This window comes from Bacillus cereus group sp. N24 (assembly GCF_016483345.1).
GTDB lineage: Bacteria > Bacillota > Bacilli > Bacillales > Bacillaceae_G > Bacillus_A > Bacillus_A toyonensis.
Genome location: NZ_JAEHCA010000002.1, coordinates 392767 through 408864 on the forward strand (window position 1 = coordinate 392767; position 16098 = coordinate 408864).

A 16098-nucleotide genomic window follows, 5' to 3' on the forward strand; every position below is an offset into this window, starting at 1 on the left:
CTGTGCGATTCATACGATTTCAGAAAAGGAGGTTTTCAATATGCTTTTTCGTAGCTGTACCCCACAGTTCTATAATGAAAATAAACAACTCATTCCTAATAGTATTGCTACGATGGAAAGCGTTATGATTAACAACCGAAAACAATTCCTCCTCATGCGTGGTCAAAACGTAGAACAGCCTATTTTATTATGCTGTCACGGCGGACCTGGCATGGCACAAATCGGATTTATTCGCCATTTCCAAAAAGAATTAGAGAAGCACTTTATCGTTATTAATTGGGATCAACGCGGGGCAGGTAAATCCTTTTCAATGAAAGATTTCGGAGCAAATTTCACAATCGAACAATTCGTTTCCGATGCAAAAGAAGTGATTCAATATGTACTTAAAAGGTTCAACAAACAAAAACTATTTCTCGCTGGTCATTCTTGGGGAAGTATTATTGGGCTTAACATAGCACATCAATATCCAAAATATATCGAGGCTTACATCGGTATAGGGCAAATTGTACATATGAAACAAAATGAAGAATTGCTATATCAACATTTAATTCATTCTGCCAAAAAACATGATCATAAAAAAGCATTAGCTTCCCTTTTAAAATTAGGCAAACCACCATTTTTAGATACGAGACGTCTTATTATTCAAAGAAAGTGGCTTGGCACATTTGGAGGCGCAATCCAAAACGGATCTTCCTTTTCTTTCATACGAAAAGGTTTCTTTTCTCCTGAGTATACGCTATTAGATTGGTTCAAGTTTCTCGCAGGGAATTTAAAATCTGGCGTTTTATGGGAAGAAATGCTGACAATCGATTTCTTTTCGTCTATTTCAAGTTTATCTATTCCCGTATATTTTTGTTCTGGTCGCTATGATTATCAAACTCCGTATGCACTCGTTCAAGAATATTGTGATGTTATTGAAGCACCCATAAAGAAAATGATTTGGTTTCCAAATTCAGCACATTCTCCTGATCTAGAAGAACCAGAACTATTTGCTAATTCTTTACAATCCATCAAACAAGAGCTATCTTTTCATCATTAAATACAAAAGGCTCTTTTACATTTCATAGAAAACATTTTATAATAATACGTCGCAAGTATTATGTATAAATATAGCAAACTGCTTCATATTCACTTGCCTTAACAGAATAAAAATTAGGGAGATTATATCTATTATGAACGCTGTACTCGTCGCAGTAGCAGTCATGCTATTGCTTAGTTTGTTACGTGTCCAAGTCATTGTCGCCATTATTATTGGAGCTCTAACAGGCGGACTTATCGGCGGACTCGGTATTTCAGAAACAATTAACACTTTTACAACTGGTCTTGGAAACAGTGCCCCTATCGCATTAAGCTATGCAATGCTTGGCGGTTTCGCTATTTCTCTTTCTAAAACAGGACTTCCAGATGCCATGATTCAAACCGCATTAAAATGGATTGGCAACGAACAAGACACAAAAAAACAAGTTTATTCTAAAATACTGATTTTATTCATCATTTTAACAATGGCTTGTTTCTCACAAAATGTTATCCCTGTTCATATCGCTTTCATCCCAATCTTAATTCCTGCACTTTTAAAAGTATTAAACGAGCTGAAAGTAGATCGTAGACTTGTCACATGTATTATTACATTCGGGTTAATTACACCTTATATGTGGATCCCTGCCGGATTCGGAAAAATTTATCATGACGTATTGCAAACAAATGCTGCCCAAAGCGGCCTTACATTTGATGTCGCGCTTATCCCAAAAGCGATGACTATTCCAGCAATCGGGATGATTATCGGATTATGTGTAGCGGTATTCATTACGTACCGAAAACCTCGTACGTATGAAACAGAACAAATTCATACCGCCGAAAGTGAAATCGTTCCCTATACAAAGCGGAGCATCACTTTCGGATTATTATCTATCATAGCTACATTAACAGTTCAATTAGCAACAGAATCAATGATTTTCGGTGCCTTAGCGGGGATTATTGTCTTATCAATTAGTGGTAGTCTCCCCCTTAAAGAAGCAGATGCAATATTAACAAGTGGAATGCGTATGATGTCCTTTATCGGATTTGTTATGATTTCTGCCGCTGGATTTGGCGCTGTTCTTCGAAAAACAGGACATGTTGAATCACTTGTGCAAACGAGTGCACATTTCATCGGAAATAACAAACCGCTTGCTGCATTTCTTATGCTCGTTATCGGACTTCTCGTTACGATGGGAATTGGTTCATCCTTTTCAACCATCCCTATCTTAACAACAATTTTTGTACCCCTTTGCATTCAGCTTGGATTTAGTCCAATGGCTACAATTGCAATTATCGGTACAGCAGGAGCGCTAGGTGATGCAGGATCTCCAGCATCTGATAGTACACTTGGACCAACATCAGGTTTAAACGCTGACGGTCAACACCATCATATATGGGATACATGTGTACCGACTTTTCTGCATTATAATATACCGTTACTTATATTTGGCTTTATTGCCGCAATTACATTGTAAAAGGTGCGTATAAAACGCACCTTTTACTTTTTCATTTTCCCTTTTAATTGTTGAAAAGCTATTTTCGCTTCTTCTTCGACGTAATTTTCAATTGCTGGTAGTGATGGACCTATCCATTCACTCTCGATACTCCCATTCGGTCCAATAATTTTTAATTTTTCTGGTATATGTATATTTAGAAATTTGGCTGCTCGAATTAACTCGGTAGCAACCTTATCACTTGAAGCTACAATTCCATCTATATACGGATGAGTTTGCAATAATGTAATAAACTGTTTATTCGTATACCTTTGTACACATGCTTCTCGATAAGAGATCCCTTCATCCCAAACAGCGTCTAAAAATCCTGATATACGCTCTTCCATTTCTTCACTTTCTTCCCCCTCACCGAAATAAGCAAGAAAGTGACATGCTTTCTCTTTTAATAAAGAAACAGCCCTCTGTCCACTTTCATAATGATTTGTAAGAGGTTGTTTTTCCTCCATCACAACAAATGGGAATTCGATTTTCCCTAGACTTTTAAAAACTGATTTTGTCAAAATAACACCTGCAACGTTATTTTGCTTCAACATATGTATGTATCTATCTTTATTCTCTATATTACAAACGATTATTTGATAGCCTTCTTTATATGCTATTTCCTCAATACAATGTAGCAAAGTGATGTTTAATGGGTTACATAAATTCTCTACAAGTAATGCAATGATTGTTGAATTCTCTTTAAATAATGGCTTTGCTGCACTGTTTGGCCTATAACGTAATTCCTCAATTGCTTCCTTTACTTGTTTTACTGTTTCGTCATGAACGTATCCTTTTTCATTAATAACTCGTGAAACGGTTGCGACTGAAACACCTGCCAATTTTGCAACATCACGTATAGTTGCCACATCGTCACCCCTTAATATGGTAATAGATTACAATTTTAAGGTAACTTAAATTACAGTATTCGTCAAGATTAATAACTTATATTTCTGAAAATTGTTACATCATTTCAATAAACGATACTCCATCTGAATTTCATGTAAAATCGGGATATTATCATATCCAATGCGCGGAATTTCTTGCTTTATTTTTCGCGCCTCTTCTACTGCATTTACATATAAATTTGTCATCATGAAATTACGTTTTTGATAAAAGCGTAACGCGTTCATATTATCATTTGTTGTAATGAGCCAAACTCCTTGGCACTGTGCTTCTTGAGCAACTTGCAATACGCAATCCACAAGCTTCGTCCCGATCCCCTTCCTTTCTTCAAAACTATCTAACGATACAATTTCACACAAATTCCCAGTCACTTCATACGTTATAATTCCGATTATTCTGTCATCTAAAAACGCAACAAATCCTGGTAGCTCTTCTAACTGATGCCCCTTACCACGCGAAACCATCAATGAGCTCCCCCAGTTTTCACACATGAACATTCGGATTTTTTCTTTCATTGTTGATGTAATTTTTTTTATATGCACCATTTCCTATTTCTCTCCTTTTCTATCCTTGTGATACAATGTAAGTGTATCACATGTAACGGTATTTGGAGGATGAGGTAAAGTATGAAACGTTTTTTTGCAGCATTGTTTACTATACTAGGTGCGATAACTGCCCTTGGGATTTTCTTTACAAATAAAGTGATGTACTTGAAGAAAAAAACAGAGGAAGAAGTTCTAGAAAGAGAATCGAAAAAACATTTTCGTATAGAAGATTTTGACGCTCTTCATAAAGAAGAAATTCATATCCCTTCGCAATTCGGATATGATCTTCATGGATATTACATTCCTGCAGGTCATTCCAACAAGTTTATGGTTTTTTGTCACGGCGTAACTGTAAACAAAATGAACTCTGTAAAATATGCAAACTTATTTTTAAGCAGAGGATATAATGTCCTTATTTATGATCATCGTCGTCATGGTAAAACCGGAGGAAAAACAACAAGCTATGGATACTATGAAAAACATGATTTAAAATCAGTAGTTGACTGGCTAAAAAGTCGTTTTGGCACAAATATAATACTCGGTATTCATGGTGAATCTATGGGCGCTGCAACACTACTTCAATACGCAGGACTTGTAGAAGATGGTGCTGATTTCTATATTGCAGATTGTCCTTTTTCTGATTTCTATGGGCAATTACAGCACCGCTTAAAGGTTGAATTCCATTTACCCAAATGGCCTTTATTACCATTAGCAAATGCTTTTTTAAAAGTTCGTGACGGGTATACAATTCGTGAAGTTTCACCAATCGACTGTATAAAAAACATTAACAATCCCGTTCTCTTTATTCATAGTAAAGATGACGATTATATTTTAGCCGATATGACAAAAGCTCTATATGAAGCAAAAGAAAATAATAAACAACTTTATATTGCAGAACACGGTGCACACGCTTGCTCTTATAACGAAAATAAAGAGGAGTATGAAGCAGCTCTTGATCAATTTTTGAACACATACGTAAAAGAAACAAAAAACAGGCTTGCATAAGCCTGTTTTTTTCATTGCGATAAAACGTCTGTAACTTGTTCCATGTTTTCAGAAATCCATTGCACAGCTTCATCTAGCGTTGGAAATTCTGTCGTTTGAAACGTTACCTCATCTTGAAGTAACCAAACATCCTTCGCTTCTTGTCCTACACCGGCAATCGACCAGTGCAATAAACTATATGGATGATTATCATTCAAAAATGATGCCCACGTGCGCTCATTTGCAATATTTCGTAATGTAAGTAATTGTTTATCCATCTTTCGTCACCTTACTCTAGTCAGTTATAAAAAACATTATAACACTCTCTTCTCTCCCAAAGAAAGTGCTCTTTTTATCCCGCGTTAACGGGCAGTGAGACTCCCATCTCAAAATTCAGCTGAAGCAAAGAAGTTAGGCGGGAGATTAACTGCCCGTAATCGCCCGATTGGTGAAGGCTAATAATCAGTGGAATGAACCCCCTCCACTAATTAAAGTTTCACTTTATATTGTCAAGTGCTTCCCTTGATTATATGATGAAATTAAGCGTTTGGGAAGGAGGGATAGCGTTGGCAAAAGTACAAATTAAAGTAAATGATAATGGCTCTTTTCGCGTTACAGGGGACGTGGAATTAGTCGACTCACAAGGGAATGTATTCCCAGCAAAACCAGCATTTTCTTTATGCCGTTGTGGTTTATCAAAAAATATGCCTTATTGCGATGCTTCGCATAAAGGTAAATTCGAATCTGTTGTTAGAGCACCAGAGGCAAAGTAATTTTGTATGTGACATGCACATTTTTTGTGCATGTTTTTTCTTTTAATCAAAGTCTGGATATTCCTTTTCCTAACAACATTTCTAACACTTTTGTCTCCATTTCAATCTCCATGTATTTTCACGCAATTCTTCACATTCAAATATTTTTTGCTAGCCTTTTTTCTTTTTTGTGCTATAATTTGACCAAACAGCATCCTTCGGGGTCGGGTGAAATTCCCAACCGGCGGTGATGAAGTGAAAACTTCTAAGTCCGTGACCCGTTTTCAACTCGAAAACGGTGGATCTAGTGAAACTCTAGGGCCGACAGTATAGTCTGGATGGGAGAAGGATATGTTTCTAGTTTTTTATATAGTGAATACACTTTTATTTCAGTATGCATATTTTTATACATTCATTTTGAATTTATATATATATGTTTAGTTTTCTATACTCATTTTTTATACTGAAATAAAAAAGAGACAACTAGCGTTTAAAAAATTCGATATTTTGCTAGGTTTTTTCCTTATGCAAAAATGTCAATCATCGCTAAGTTTCTTTCCTGTACTTTCGTATTCGAACTATAATTCTAGAAATCACGTCTCCCAAACCCCAAGGATATTAAATCCTTGGGGTTTTTTGATTTTTTTAGGAGAGGTGAAGAGAATGACTGATCAAGAATATATGAGGATTGCCTTGCAATTAGCTAAGGGGACATCAGGACAAACGAGTCCGAATCCTATGGTTGGTGCTGTTGTTGTAAAAGATGGAAACATCGTCGGAATGGGCGCTCATTTACGTGCTGGTGAAGAACACGCGGAAGTTCATGCCCTTCATATGGCTGGTGAGAAAGCCAAAAACGCTACCGTCTATGTAACACTTGAGCCGTGTAGCCACTTTGGAAAAACACCACCTTGCTGTGAATTACTCATCGAAAAGGGAGTTAAGCGCATTGTCATTGCTACCCTTGATTGCAACCCGCTCGTTTCTGGTAATGGAAAAAAGAAATTAGAAGAGGCAGGAATCAAAGTAACTACGGGTGTTCTTGAAACGGAAGCAGTTTTATTAAATCGCTACTTTTTTCACTACATGAAAACGAAACGCCCATTTGTCACGATAAAGACCGCGATGAGCTTAGATGGCAAAACAGCCACTGTAACTGGTGAAAGTAAGTGGATTACTGGTGAAGAAGCACGCGCTGACGTTCATCAATATCGCCATACACATGATGCAATTCTTGTTGGAGTGAATACAGTTATAGCCGACAATCCACATTTAACAACAAGAATTCCAAATGGCGGGAAACATTCTATTCGCGTTATTTTAGATACCCATTTACGAACGCCACCATCTTCTCATATCATAACAAATACTTTAGCACCGACATGGATTATTGTAGGTAAGGATGTAAATAAAGAGAAAATAGCTTCTTATGAATCTAAAAATATAGCGATATTCCAAATGAAAACGAAGCAAATTGAAATTCAAGATGTTTTAGATCTACTCGGTGAAAAACAAATCCTGTCTCTCTTCATCGAAGGTGGACAAACTGTTCATGCAAGTTTCTTACAAACAAACAATTTCAATGAAATTGTAACCTATATAAGCCCGAAATTAATTGGCGGGAAAGGTGCTCCTACTCTTTTTGGAGGAAACGGTTTTTCAAAATTACAAGATTCGCTTTCCTTGAAAATTCAAGAGATGAAACAAATTGGCGATGATATCAAAATTGTTGCGACTGCCCGAAATGAGGTGACGAAATGTTTACAGGAATTGTAGAAGAATTAGGAACGATCACAAACATGCAACAAAGCGGAGAAGCGATGAAATTAACGATCCATGCAAATGAAATTTTATCTGATGTCCATTTAGGTGATAGTATCGCGGTTAACGGGATTTGCTTAACTGTAACGAGCTTTACAACTACTTCATTTACAGTTGATGCAATGCCTGAAACGATGAAATCAACATCACTTCGCCTGCTTAAATCACACTCTAAAGTAAATTTAGAGCGGGCCATGGCTGCAAACGGGCGCTTTGGTGGACATTTCGTTTCAGGACATATCGATGGCATCGGGACAATTTTAACTAAAAAACAACATTACAATGCCGTCTATTACAAAATAGCAATTTCCGATGAATTGCTACGCTATTGTTTGCATAAAGGATCCGTTGCTGTTGATGGAACGAGTTTAACGATATTTGATATAGACGAATCTTCCATAACAATTTCACTCATCCCGCACACAGTAAGCGAATCTGTCATCGGAGAAAAGAATGCCGGAGATATCGTAAACATTGAGTGTGACATGATTGGTAAATATATCGAACGCTTTATTTCTAAACCTGTAAAACGAACAGGGTCAATGTCCGAAAGCTTTTTACAAGAAAACGGATTTCTATAAGGGGGAAACATAATGTTTCATCGTATTGAAGAAGCTCTAGAAGATTTAAAACAAGGAAAAGTCGTTATCGTATGCGACGATGAAAACCGAGAAAATGAAGGCGATTTTATCGCTTTAGCAGAGTATATTACGCCAGAAACAATTAATTTTATGATTACACATGGTCGCGGCCTCGTTTGCGTACCGATTACGGAAGGGTACGCAGAGCGCCTACAATTAGAACCAATGGTATCTCATAATACAGATTCACATCATACTGCGTTTACAGTGAGCATTGATCATGTTTCTACAACAACAGGGATTAGCGCTCACGAACGTGCAACTACGATACAAGAATTGTTAAACCCTGCATCTAAAGGTGCTGATTTCAATCGACCTGGACATATCTTTCCATTAATCGCGAAAGAAGGCGGTGTACTTCGCCGTTCAGGTCATACAGAAGCTGCTGTCGATTTAGCAAAACTTTGCGGAGCAGAACCTGCTGGAGTCATTTGCGAGATTATAAATGAGGACGGTACGATGGCACGTGTACCTGATTTACTACAGTGCGCAAAACAATTTGATATAAAAATGATTACGATAGAAGATTTAATTGCTTATCGCCGCCATCATGAAACACTTGTGACAAGAGAAGTGGAAATTACCTTACCTACAGATTTCGGTACTTTCCAAGCAATTGGCTATTCTAACTCATTAGATACGAAAGAACATATTGCGCTCATAAAAGGTGATATTTCAACAGGTGAACCGGTGCTTGTACGTGTTCATTCTGAATGTTTAACAGGAGATGTATTCGGTTCATGTCGCTGTGATTGCGGACCACAACTCCATGCAGCACTTGCTCAAATTGAGCGTGAAGGAAAAGGTGTTCTTCTTTATATGAGACAAGAAGGACGAGGCATCGGGCTTCTTAATAAGCTTCGCGCTTATAAATTGCAGGAAGAAGGATTCGATACTGTAGAAGCAAATGAAAAACTCGGCTTCCCTGCTGACCTTCGTGATTATGGTATCGGCGCTCAAATATTAAAAGATTTAGGCTTACAAAGTTTACGATTATTAACGAATAATCCAAGAAAAATTGCTGGCTTACAAGGTTACGATTTAGAAGTAGTCGAGCGTGTACCGTTGCAAATGCCAACAAAAGAAGAGAATAAAACATATTTACAAACGAAAGTAAACAAATTAGGACATTTATTAAACTTATAATCAAAGGAGAGATTTATTATGGTATTCGAAGGTCATTTAGTTGGTACAGGATTAAAAGTTGGGGTTGTTGTTGGACGTTTTAATGAATTTATTACAAGTAAATTACTTGGCGGCGCTTTAGACGGATTAAAACGTCACGGCGTAGAAGAAAATGATATTGATGTCGCTTGGGTTCCTGGTGCATTTGAAATTCCTTTAATCGCTAAAAAGATGGCCAGTAGCGGAAAGTATGATGCTGTTATTACATTAGGTACTGTAATCCGTGGAGCTACTACACATTACGATTACGTTTGTAATGAAGTAGCAAAAGGTGTTGCGTCTTTATCACTACAAACTGACATCCCTGTTATTTTCGGAGTATTAACGACAGAAACAATTGAACAAGCGATTGAACGTGCAGGTACGAAAGCTGGTAATAAAGGATATGAATCAGCCGTTGCTGCCATTGAAATGGCTCACTTATCAAAACAATGGGCATAAAAAAAGAGGCTGCGGCCTCTTTTTATTTTTTCGCTTTTTTTCGTACATCTTTTATTAATTCATTCATCGTTTTTCCTTCTGTCTTTATACGAAGTGCTTGCGCTGTTCTCCATACATTCTCTCTTTTTTTCGCTTCTTCTATAATAGTAATTTCTTTTCGTACTTCCTTTAAATCTTTCCCTTCCGTTTTCAATCCAAAATGTTCAGCTTTCGTTCGAAAATGTTGTTCAATTCTTTGTTGCATCTCTTTTTGTTCAGGATTTTCAGCGGCCTTAACTGGATCAGTACTTATTGCTTTCATTAAAATTAGACAGGTCATAATCGCTAATATGTATTTGTGCATGTAAAATCCTCCAACCCAATATAAAATACATATTTACTATGTACAACTAGGGCTTGGAAAATTCGTCCGCAAAAATTCTTTTTCTCACTCAAAACCCATTCGTATCAAGTGATAATAGCCTTTCATTACATTTTATTTACAAAAAAAGCAAACTCTTTTACAAGTTTGCTTTTTCCTCTATCTTATAGTGCACATTCCTCAATCTCAAATCCTAAATCTTCAATCATACCCCAGTCTGCAGTTGGCTCTTGTCCAGCTGTCGTTAAGTAATCCCCGACAAAAATAGAGTTTGCTGCAAATAAGCCGAGTGGCTGTACAGAACGTAAATTAATCTCGCGACCTCCTGAAATACGAATTTCTTTTGTTGGGTTTACGAAACGCATCATCGCCAATACTTTTAAACATTCTACAGGTGTTAACTCTTTTTGTCCTTCAAGCGGTGTGCCCTTTACAGCAACGAGGAAATTACACGGAATAGAATCTGCATCTATACGTTGTAATTCAAATGCTATTTCAGCACGTTCTTCAATTGTTTCTCCCATTCCAAAAATCGCCCCAGAGCATGGTGAAATACCAGCTTGTTTCGCTTTTTGAACCGTATCAACACGATCGTCATACGTATGAGTTGAGCAAATGCTTTCATAATTGTTTTCATGTGTATTTAAGTTGTGGTTATAACGATGAACACCAGCTTCTGCTAAGCGTCCTGCTTGATCTTCGTTTAAGAAACCTAAACAGCAACAAATCTTCAAATCTGTCGTTTCACGAATTTCCTTCACAGCCCCAATTACGTGATTTACTTCTTTATCTGTCGGGCGACGGCCAGATGCTACAATACAATATGTACCCGCTTTACGGCGAATTGCTTCATGTGCTCCTTCTACAATCTTCTCCTGCGTTAACCATGCATATTTATCAATTGGTGCTTCTGAAATAATAGACTGTGAACAATACCCACAATCTTCAGGACATAAGCCAGATTTCGTATTAATAATCATATTCAATTTTATTTTCTTACCAAAATGATGATGACGAATGATGTAGGCTGCATTCATAATTTCTAAAACTTCTGTATCATCAGCTTCTAATATTGCTATTGCATCTTCTTTCGTAATCATTTTCTCTTCTACTACGTCGTATGCAAGTTTTTTCCAATCCCTTTTTGTTTGTACTTGTTTCATTTCATCTCTTCCCCTCTTTTGTTATATACGTAAATAAAGCATGATACGTTGCCATTATCCCTTCATTTCCCGTGAAGTCTCTTTCGTATATACGAAGCATCGCACGAAAGAGTGAGGGACTTTGGCAATATGATTCTTCATTACTATTGGTCGCTCCTACTTTTCGAATAGAATGCAGAAACTCTCTAACTTCTGCAAAACTCTCTATGTAACATGTTTCAGAAACATGTACATCCCCTGTTTCTATCTTGCATATATGGCGTAACTGATCTTTCGAATAAAAACGTTGACCTATCGCTATTTCATTTCGTATATTTTTTTCTTCTTTCGCCCTCCGAAACGAATTGTGAAGCTCTTGAAAAGTTTCTTGTCCAAACGTTGAAAAGAGTAGTATCCCATCTGTAGACAAATGATGAAATAGATTTCTAATCACTTGTTTTAAATCATTTAGCCATTGAAATGTAGCATTTGAAATAATGACATCATATGATTCTTCTAATCGTAATCGTTCGATATCTTCACAGTGAAACGTTACATTTTTTACATTTTGTCTATTTTTCGCAACCGCAATCATACTTTCAGCAAAATCAATAGCTGTAATATGCGCTTTCGGAAATAAGTTTGATAATTTCTCTGTGACATAACCTGTCCCGCATCCAAGTTCTAAAATACGTATCGATGATGTTTCACTGTATCGCCGATTCAATACAGAAAGTAACGAATGGGCCATCTTTTTTTGTACATTTGCATATCGATCGTAAGATACGGCTGCCCCGTTAAACCGTTTTTGCAGTAACGTTTTGTTGATCATGTCGTATCCCCTCTACAAATTGAATTACCTCATTTACACAATATTCGAAATTCATTATACATAATGCATGTCCTGCCTCACTTACTACCTTGAGTGTTACATTTGTATTGTCCGCCATACTATGAGCAGCAGAAAATGGACATATTACATCCTGCTCTCCATGAATAAGTAGTATAGGTGCTTGAATTTCTTTCAGCTCTCCTCTCATATCTGTTTCTATTAAATAATCCAAACCTAATTGTAAAGACTGAATAGAATCTCCTTTAAAATGTTTTACAATATCTTCAAAACATTTATTCTCTTTCAGCTCATCTTTCGTAAACATATTTTCATAGAACCGCTTGAGCGTATCTTCTTTCTTTCTCACCAAATTCTTTTTCAGCCGTTCTACATGCAAAGAATTCCATCCACTTGTATAGTCACTCGTATTTGTAAATTTAGCAGTACCACCAATTAATACGATACCTTTCGCCTTAATCTTTTTATAGGCTTGAATTGCCGCTAAAGCTCCTAATGACCATCCAACTAAAATTACATTTTCATCATGCGCTACATCTATTATTCGTTCCGCAAACTCGCCTATCTCTTTCACGTTACGCCAATCTATGCATTGAACAGGATATTCTTTGAAATACGGAAGTACTAAATCCCAAACATTTTCTTCCATTCCCCATCCAGGGATAAAAATAATCTTTAGCTCTTTCATACGAAAAGCTCCTCTTCTTTCGCAATGTGAATAATTTGGTCAATGGCCCATTTTAAATCAGCTATTGTATGTTGTGACGTAACAGCAAAACGGACCCGGGAACTATTAATTGGAACCGTCGGTGGACGAATTGCAATTGCTGCGATGTCTACCTCTTGTAATCTTTTACTAAACCGTAAAGCATTTTCATTTGAACCGACTACAATTGGTACAATATGAGTTGAGCTATTCCCAATATCAAAACCAGCTTCTCGTAAATGGGTTCTGAAATATGCACCATTCGCTATAAGACTCTCTCTTCTTTCGTTATCTTCTTTCACAATTTCAATTGCTTTTCGTATCGCCCCTAATATTCCTGGTGGTAAGGCTGTAGTAAAAATAAAGCTTCTCATCATATTTCGTAAATACTCTATATAAATTGCATCGCCTGTCAAATACGCACCATAGCACCCTAAAGCCTTACTAAACGTCCCCATATGTATATCAATTTTTTGAGCAATGTCTTTTTCTATATGAGATAACCCAGCTCCATCGATTCCATATATTCCACTCGCATGCGCTTCATCAACTATAATGATTGCCCCGTATTTCTCCTTAAGCTGCACTAATTCTCTCAAGTATGCAGTATCACCATCCATACTAAAAACAGTATCAGTTACGATTAATTTCCTCTTTTCAGGTGACGCTATTTTCAATAACTTCTCTAAATGATCCAAATCATTATGACGATACCTTTTATGTTCTGCGCCGCTTAATATAATTCCATCAACAATACTTGCGTGATTTAATTTATCACTAAACACAATATCGTGACGACAGGCTAAAGCAGATATAGCACCTACATTTGCTGTATATCCACTATTTACAATTAGTGCTCTTTCAGTACCTTTCCAGTTGCATACACTTCTCTCAACCTCTTCATACAATGGATAATTTCCTACAACGAGGCGAGAGGCAGTCGCACCAGTTCCATATTTTTTTGTACACGCAATAGCAGCTTCTTTTAATCTTTCATCCCCAGCTAATCCTAAATAATTATTTGATGCTAAATTTAACAACCTTTTTTTATCTCGAATAAGCCACGTCTCTTCTGCTTGCTCTGTTACATGCAAATTACGATACTGTCCTTGCTCATGTAATTGTTGTAATTTAGATTGAAGATGTGTGCGCCACGTTTGATTCATTTTGAATGAACTCCTCTAATTTTGAAATCATAATATGTTCTTTTGCTGATTCCAATAATTTTTCCCTAGTAAATTCACCTTCAAGAAATGGTAATAAACCTAAAACTGGTACTCCACTTAACTCCTCAATCATTTCTTTATTTTCTTGCACTCTTTCTTTGTCACATTCTTTACAACTAGACAAAATTACACCTGCTACTGTTAAACCGTGTGCCTGTGCATAAGAAATTGTTAAGACAGTATGATTTACTGTCCCTAGCGTAGGGCGAGCTACTATAATAAGAGGCAACTGTAATTGTTTTGCGAAATCAATTACTAAACTATCTTCAGTATATGGGACTGCAAGCCCGCCTGCCCCTTCGACAAATACGCTATTAAACTCTTTTAATAGTTCTTCATAGTGCCTCATAATGTCTTTTAACTTTACGACTCTTCCAGCTCTTTTCATCGCAAGTCTCGGAGCAAGCGGTTCTTCAATGGAATAAGGACAAATTTCATCTTCTTTTGTCGGTACACCCGATAATGCTTTTAATCTTGCTGCATCTCCCTCAGGGTTTGATGCAACATGTCCACTTTGCAACGGTTTATATACCCCTACGTTATATCCCAACTCTCTATATACACCTGCTAACGCACCTGCAACCACAGTTTTTCCAACTTCAGTATCTGTTGCTGCTATGAAAAAACCGCTCATTCTTCTCCCTCCGTAACATCTGAGATTGCTTTATATAAAATGCGTAACATATCATCAATCTCATCAATTGTAGAAGCAAGAGGAGGCATAAATACAACCGTGTTACCGAGCGGTCGTAAAATCATGCCAAGATCTCTCGAGCGTTTACATACTTGCACACCGACTCTTTCTGTCCATTCAAACGATTCTTTCGTTTCCTTATTCTTCACTAGTTCAATACCAACCATTAACCCACACTGACGAATATCACCTACATGTTTATATGCAAAGAGCGCTTCTAATTGCTTTGCTACATATTCTGTTTTACGTGCAACATCTTCTATTAAATTTGTTTTTTCATATAATTCTAGATTCGCAATTGCTACTGCACACCCTAACGGATTACCTGTGTAACTATGACCATGGAAAAATGATTTTTGTTCCTCATATTCTCCTAAGAAGGCATTATATATTTCGTCTGTCGTTACCGTAACTGCAACCGGTAAATAACCACCTGTTAAACCTTTCCCAGCGGTTAAAATGTCTGGCGTCACATTTTCATGTTCACATGCAAACATTTTTCCAGTGCGCCCAAATCCCGTTGCTACTTCATCCGTAATAAATAAAACATTATATGTTGTACATAAATCCCTTAGCCCTTTTAAATATCCTTTCGGCATTTTAATCATACCGCCAGCACCTTGCATTAAAGGTTCTACAATAATAGCTGCAATTTCTTCATGTTTTTCTTTCAGCATTTCTTCCATTTCTTCTAAATGTTTTTTTACAATTTGTTCCTTATTATCTCCATAAGGAGAACGATATGTATATGGATACGGCATTTTAATTGCTTCAAATAAGAGTGAACTATACACTTGGTGAAACAAGTCTATTGCTCCTACTGAAACAGCACCAATCGTATCACCGTGATATGCTTCTTTTAATGTAACAAATCTTTGTTTTCTCGGTTTCCCTTTATGTTGCCAATATTGGAAAGCCATCTTAATTGCAATTTCAACAGCTGTAGAACCAGAGTCTGAATAGAACACCTTCTTCAATCCTTCTGGTACAACCTCAATAATTTTTTCTGCTAATAAAATTGATGGAACGTTAGCAAGTCCTAACATAGTAGAATGAGCAATTTTATTTAATTGCTCACGAATTGCTTCATCTAATTCTGGCACTTGATGTCCGTGAACATTTAGCCAAATAGATGAAACCCCATCCCAATATTCATTTCCATTTACATCGTATAGCTTTCTTCCCTCTCCACGTTCAATAATGACAGGATCTTCTTCTAAATAATCTTTCATTTGTGTAAATGGGTGCCATACGTAAGCTTTATTTTTCTCTGATAATTCTTCATATGTATAAGATGATTTTTCAGCCGTATTACTATTCACAGTCACAATTGT

The 16098-nt window shown here is 36.8% G+C and carries 18 protein-coding genes and 1 riboswitch; of the genes, 8 read left to right on the plus strand and 10 right to left on the minus strand.

Going from position 1 to position 16098, the window contains the following annotated elements; genetic code table 11:
* The first annotated feature begins 40 nt into the window (after positions 1-40).
* On the plus strand, positions 41-1039 hold the full coding sequence (locus tag JDS95_RS04995) for an alpha/beta fold hydrolase (RefSeq protein ID WP_000898945.1): 999 nt from the start codon (positions 41-43) through the stop codon (positions 1037-1039).
* Positions 1040-1172: 133 nt separating this feature from the next.
* Entirely contained in the window at positions 1173-2492 is a 1320-nt protein-coding gene (locus tag JDS95_RS05000; RefSeq protein WP_000994820.1) for a Na+/H+ antiporter family protein, read from the plus strand.
* Positions 2493-2515: 23 nt separating this feature from the next.
* Here JDS95_RS05000 and JDS95_RS05005 read toward each other — a convergent pair whose 3' ends face one another.
* Together JDS95_RS05005 and JDS95_RS05010 are read right to left on the minus strand one after the other, a co-directional pair.
* Positions 2516-3379, minus strand: a complete 864-nt coding sequence (locus tag JDS95_RS05005; RefSeq protein WP_000201332.1) for a LacI family DNA-binding transcriptional regulator — start codon at positions 3377-3379, stop codon at positions 2516-2518.
* A gap of 99 nt (positions 3380-3478) precedes the next feature.
* On the minus strand, positions 3479-3961 hold the full coding sequence (locus JDS95_RS05010; RefSeq protein ID WP_000233394.1) for a GNAT family N-acetyltransferase: 483 nt from the start codon (positions 3959-3961) through the stop codon (positions 3479-3481).
* Between the two features lie 81 nt (positions 3962-4042).
* Here JDS95_RS05010 and JDS95_RS05015 point away from each other — a divergent pair, with 81 nt between their 5' ends.
* Entirely contained in the window at positions 4043-4966 is a 924-nt protein-coding gene (locus tag JDS95_RS05015; protein WP_000819222.1) for an alpha/beta hydrolase, read from the plus strand.
* Between the two features lie 11 nt (positions 4967-4977).
* On the opposite strand, the gene JDS95_RS05020 is transcribed toward JDS95_RS05015, so the two are convergent.
* Positions 4978-5223 (minus strand): DUF2552 family protein, encoded by a 246-nt coding sequence (locus tag JDS95_RS05020; protein WP_000360799.1) that lies wholly within the window; start codon positions 5221-5223, stop codon positions 4978-4980.
* 252 nt (positions 5224-5475) lie between these two features.
* Between JDS95_RS05020 and JDS95_RS05025 the strand changes: the two genes are divergently transcribed.
* The 5 genes from JDS95_RS05025 (at position 5476) to ribH (ending at position 9785) form a co-directional block, all read left to right on the plus strand.
* On the plus strand, positions 5476-5718 hold the full coding sequence (locus JDS95_RS05025) for a CDGSH iron-sulfur domain-containing protein (protein WP_002039507.1): 243 nt from the start codon (positions 5476-5478) through the stop codon (positions 5716-5718).
* Positions 5719-5907: 189 nt separating this feature from the next.
* Positions 5908-6051: riboswitch (FMN riboswitch) on the plus strand.
* A gap of 309 nt (positions 6052-6360) precedes the next feature.
* The gene (gene ribD, locus JDS95_RS05030; RefSeq protein ID WP_000132005.1) at positions 6361-7473 is read left to right on the plus strand and encodes a bifunctional diaminohydroxyphosphoribosylaminopyrimidine deaminase/5-amino-6-(5-phosphoribosylamino)uracil reductase RibD; all 1113 of its coding nucleotides are present in this window, start codon (positions 6361-6363) and stop codon (positions 7471-7473) included.
* On the plus strand, positions 7455-8099 hold the full coding sequence (ribE, locus tag JDS95_RS05035; RefSeq protein WP_000493925.1) for a riboflavin synthase subunit alpha: 645 nt from the start codon (positions 7455-7457) through the stop codon (positions 8097-8099). The genes ribD and ribE overlap by 19 nt, the downstream gene beginning before the upstream one ends.
* A 12-nt stretch (positions 8100-8111) precedes the next feature.
* Entirely contained in the window at positions 8112-9305 is a 1194-nt protein-coding gene (gene ribBA, locus JDS95_RS05040) for a bifunctional 3,4-dihydroxy-2-butanone 4-phosphate synthase/GTP cyclohydrolase II (protein WP_000469002.1), read from the plus strand.
* Between the two features lie 18 nt (positions 9306-9323).
* Positions 9324-9785, plus strand: coding sequence for a 6,7-dimethyl-8-ribityllumazine synthase (gene ribH, locus JDS95_RS05045; RefSeq protein ID WP_000230897.1), 462 nt, complete (start codon positions 9324-9326; stop codon positions 9783-9785).
* Positions 9786-9807: 22 nt separating this feature from the next.
* Here the strand turns inward: ribH and JDS95_RS05050 are convergent, their stop codons facing one another.
* From JDS95_RS05050 to bioA, 7 genes are all read right to left on the minus strand, one after another.
* Positions 9808-10128: a hypothetical protein gene (locus JDS95_RS05050; protein WP_000549788.1), complete on the minus strand. Its 321-nt coding sequence runs from the start codon at positions 10126-10128 to the stop codon at positions 9808-9810.
* A gap of 182 nt (positions 10129-10310) precedes the next feature.
* On the minus strand, positions 10311-11309 hold the full coding sequence (bioB, locus tag JDS95_RS05055) for a biotin synthase (protein WP_000815851.1): 999 nt from the start codon (positions 11307-11309) through the stop codon (positions 10311-10313).
* Between the two features lies 1 nt (position 11310).
* Positions 11311-12120 carry a malonyl-ACP O-methyltransferase BioC gene (gene bioC, locus JDS95_RS05060; RefSeq protein ID WP_195754489.1) on the minus strand — a complete coding sequence of 270 codons (810 nt, stop codon included), beginning with the start codon at positions 12118-12120 and terminating at the stop codon, positions 11311-11313.
* Positions 12086-12826 carry an alpha/beta fold hydrolase gene (locus tag JDS95_RS05065; protein WP_199690305.1) on the minus strand — a complete coding sequence of 247 codons (741 nt, stop codon included), beginning with the start codon at positions 12824-12826 and terminating at the stop codon, positions 12086-12088. The genes bioC and JDS95_RS05065 overlap by 35 nt, the downstream gene beginning before the upstream one ends.
* Entirely contained in the window at positions 12823-14010 is a 1188-nt protein-coding gene (gene bioF, locus JDS95_RS05070) for an 8-amino-7-oxononanoate synthase (protein ID WP_001077303.1), read from the minus strand. The genes JDS95_RS05065 and bioF overlap by 4 nt, the downstream gene beginning before the upstream one ends.
* Positions 13976-14704, minus strand: coding sequence for a dethiobiotin synthase (gene bioD, locus JDS95_RS05075; protein ID WP_000012468.1), 729 nt, complete (start codon positions 14702-14704; stop codon positions 13976-13978). The genes bioF and bioD overlap by 35 nt, the downstream gene beginning before the upstream one ends.
* Positions 14701-16092, minus strand: a complete 1392-nt coding sequence (gene bioA, locus JDS95_RS05080; RefSeq protein WP_000217823.1) for an adenosylmethionine--8-amino-7-oxononanoate transaminase — start codon at positions 16090-16092, stop codon at positions 14701-14703. Before bioA ends, bioD begins: the two co-directional genes overlap by 4 nt.
* Positions 16093-16098: the final 6 nt, after the last annotated feature.

Coding starts and splice junctions, on each gene's coding strand:
- JDS95_RS04995 (WP_000898945.1), top strand. CDS start 41: ATGCTTTTTCGTAGCTGTACCCCACAGTTCTATAATGAAAATAAACAA.
- JDS95_RS05000 (WP_000994820.1), top strand. CDS start 1,173: ATGAACGCTGTACTCGTCGCAGTAGCAGTCATGCTATTGCTTAGTTTG.
- JDS95_RS05010 (WP_000233394.1), bottom strand. CDS start 3,961: ATGGTGCATATAAAAAAAATTACATCAACAATGAAAGAAAAAATCCGA.
- JDS95_RS05015 (WP_000819222.1), top strand. CDS start 4,043: ATGAAACGTTTTTTTGCAGCATTGTTTACTATACTAGGTGCGATAACT.
- JDS95_RS05020 (WP_000360799.1), bottom strand. CDS start 5,223: ATGGATAAACAATTACTTACATTACGAAATATTGCAAATGAGCGCACG.
- JDS95_RS05025 (WP_002039507.1), top strand. CDS start 5,476: ATGATGAAATTAAGCGTTTGGGAAGGAGGGATAGCGTTGGCAAAAGTA.
- ribD (WP_000132005.1), top strand. CDS start 6,361: ATGACTGATCAAGAATATATGAGGATTGCCTTGCAATTAGCTAAGGGG.
- ribE (WP_000493925.1), top strand. CDS start 7,455: ATGTTTACAGGAATTGTAGAAGAATTAGGAACGATCACAAACATGCAA.
- ribBA (WP_000469002.1), top strand. CDS start 8,112: ATGTTTCATCGTATTGAAGAAGCTCTAGAAGATTTAAAACAAGGAAAA.
- ribH (WP_000230897.1), top strand. CDS start 9,324: ATGGTATTCGAAGGTCATTTAGTTGGTACAGGATTAAAAGTTGGGGTT.
- JDS95_RS05050 (WP_000549788.1), bottom strand. CDS start 10,128: ATGCACAAATACATATTAGCGATTATGACCTGTCTAATTTTAATGAAA.
- bioB (WP_000815851.1), bottom strand. CDS start 11,309: ATGAAACAAGTACAAACAAAAAGGGATTGGAAAAAACTTGCATACGAC.
- bioC (WP_195754489.1), bottom strand. CDS start 12,120: ATGATCAACAAAACGTTACTGCAAAAACGGTTTAACGGGGCAGCCGTA.
- JDS95_RS05065 (WP_199690305.1), bottom strand. CDS start 12,826: ATGAAAGAGCTAAAGATTATTTTTATCCCTGGATGGGGAATGGAAGAA.
- bioF (WP_001077303.1), bottom strand. CDS start 14,010: ATGAATCAAACGTGGCGCACACATCTTCAATCTAAATTACAACAATTA.
- bioD (WP_000012468.1), bottom strand. CDS start 14,704: ATGAGCGGTTTTTTCATAGCAGCAACAGATACTGAAGTTGGAAAAACT.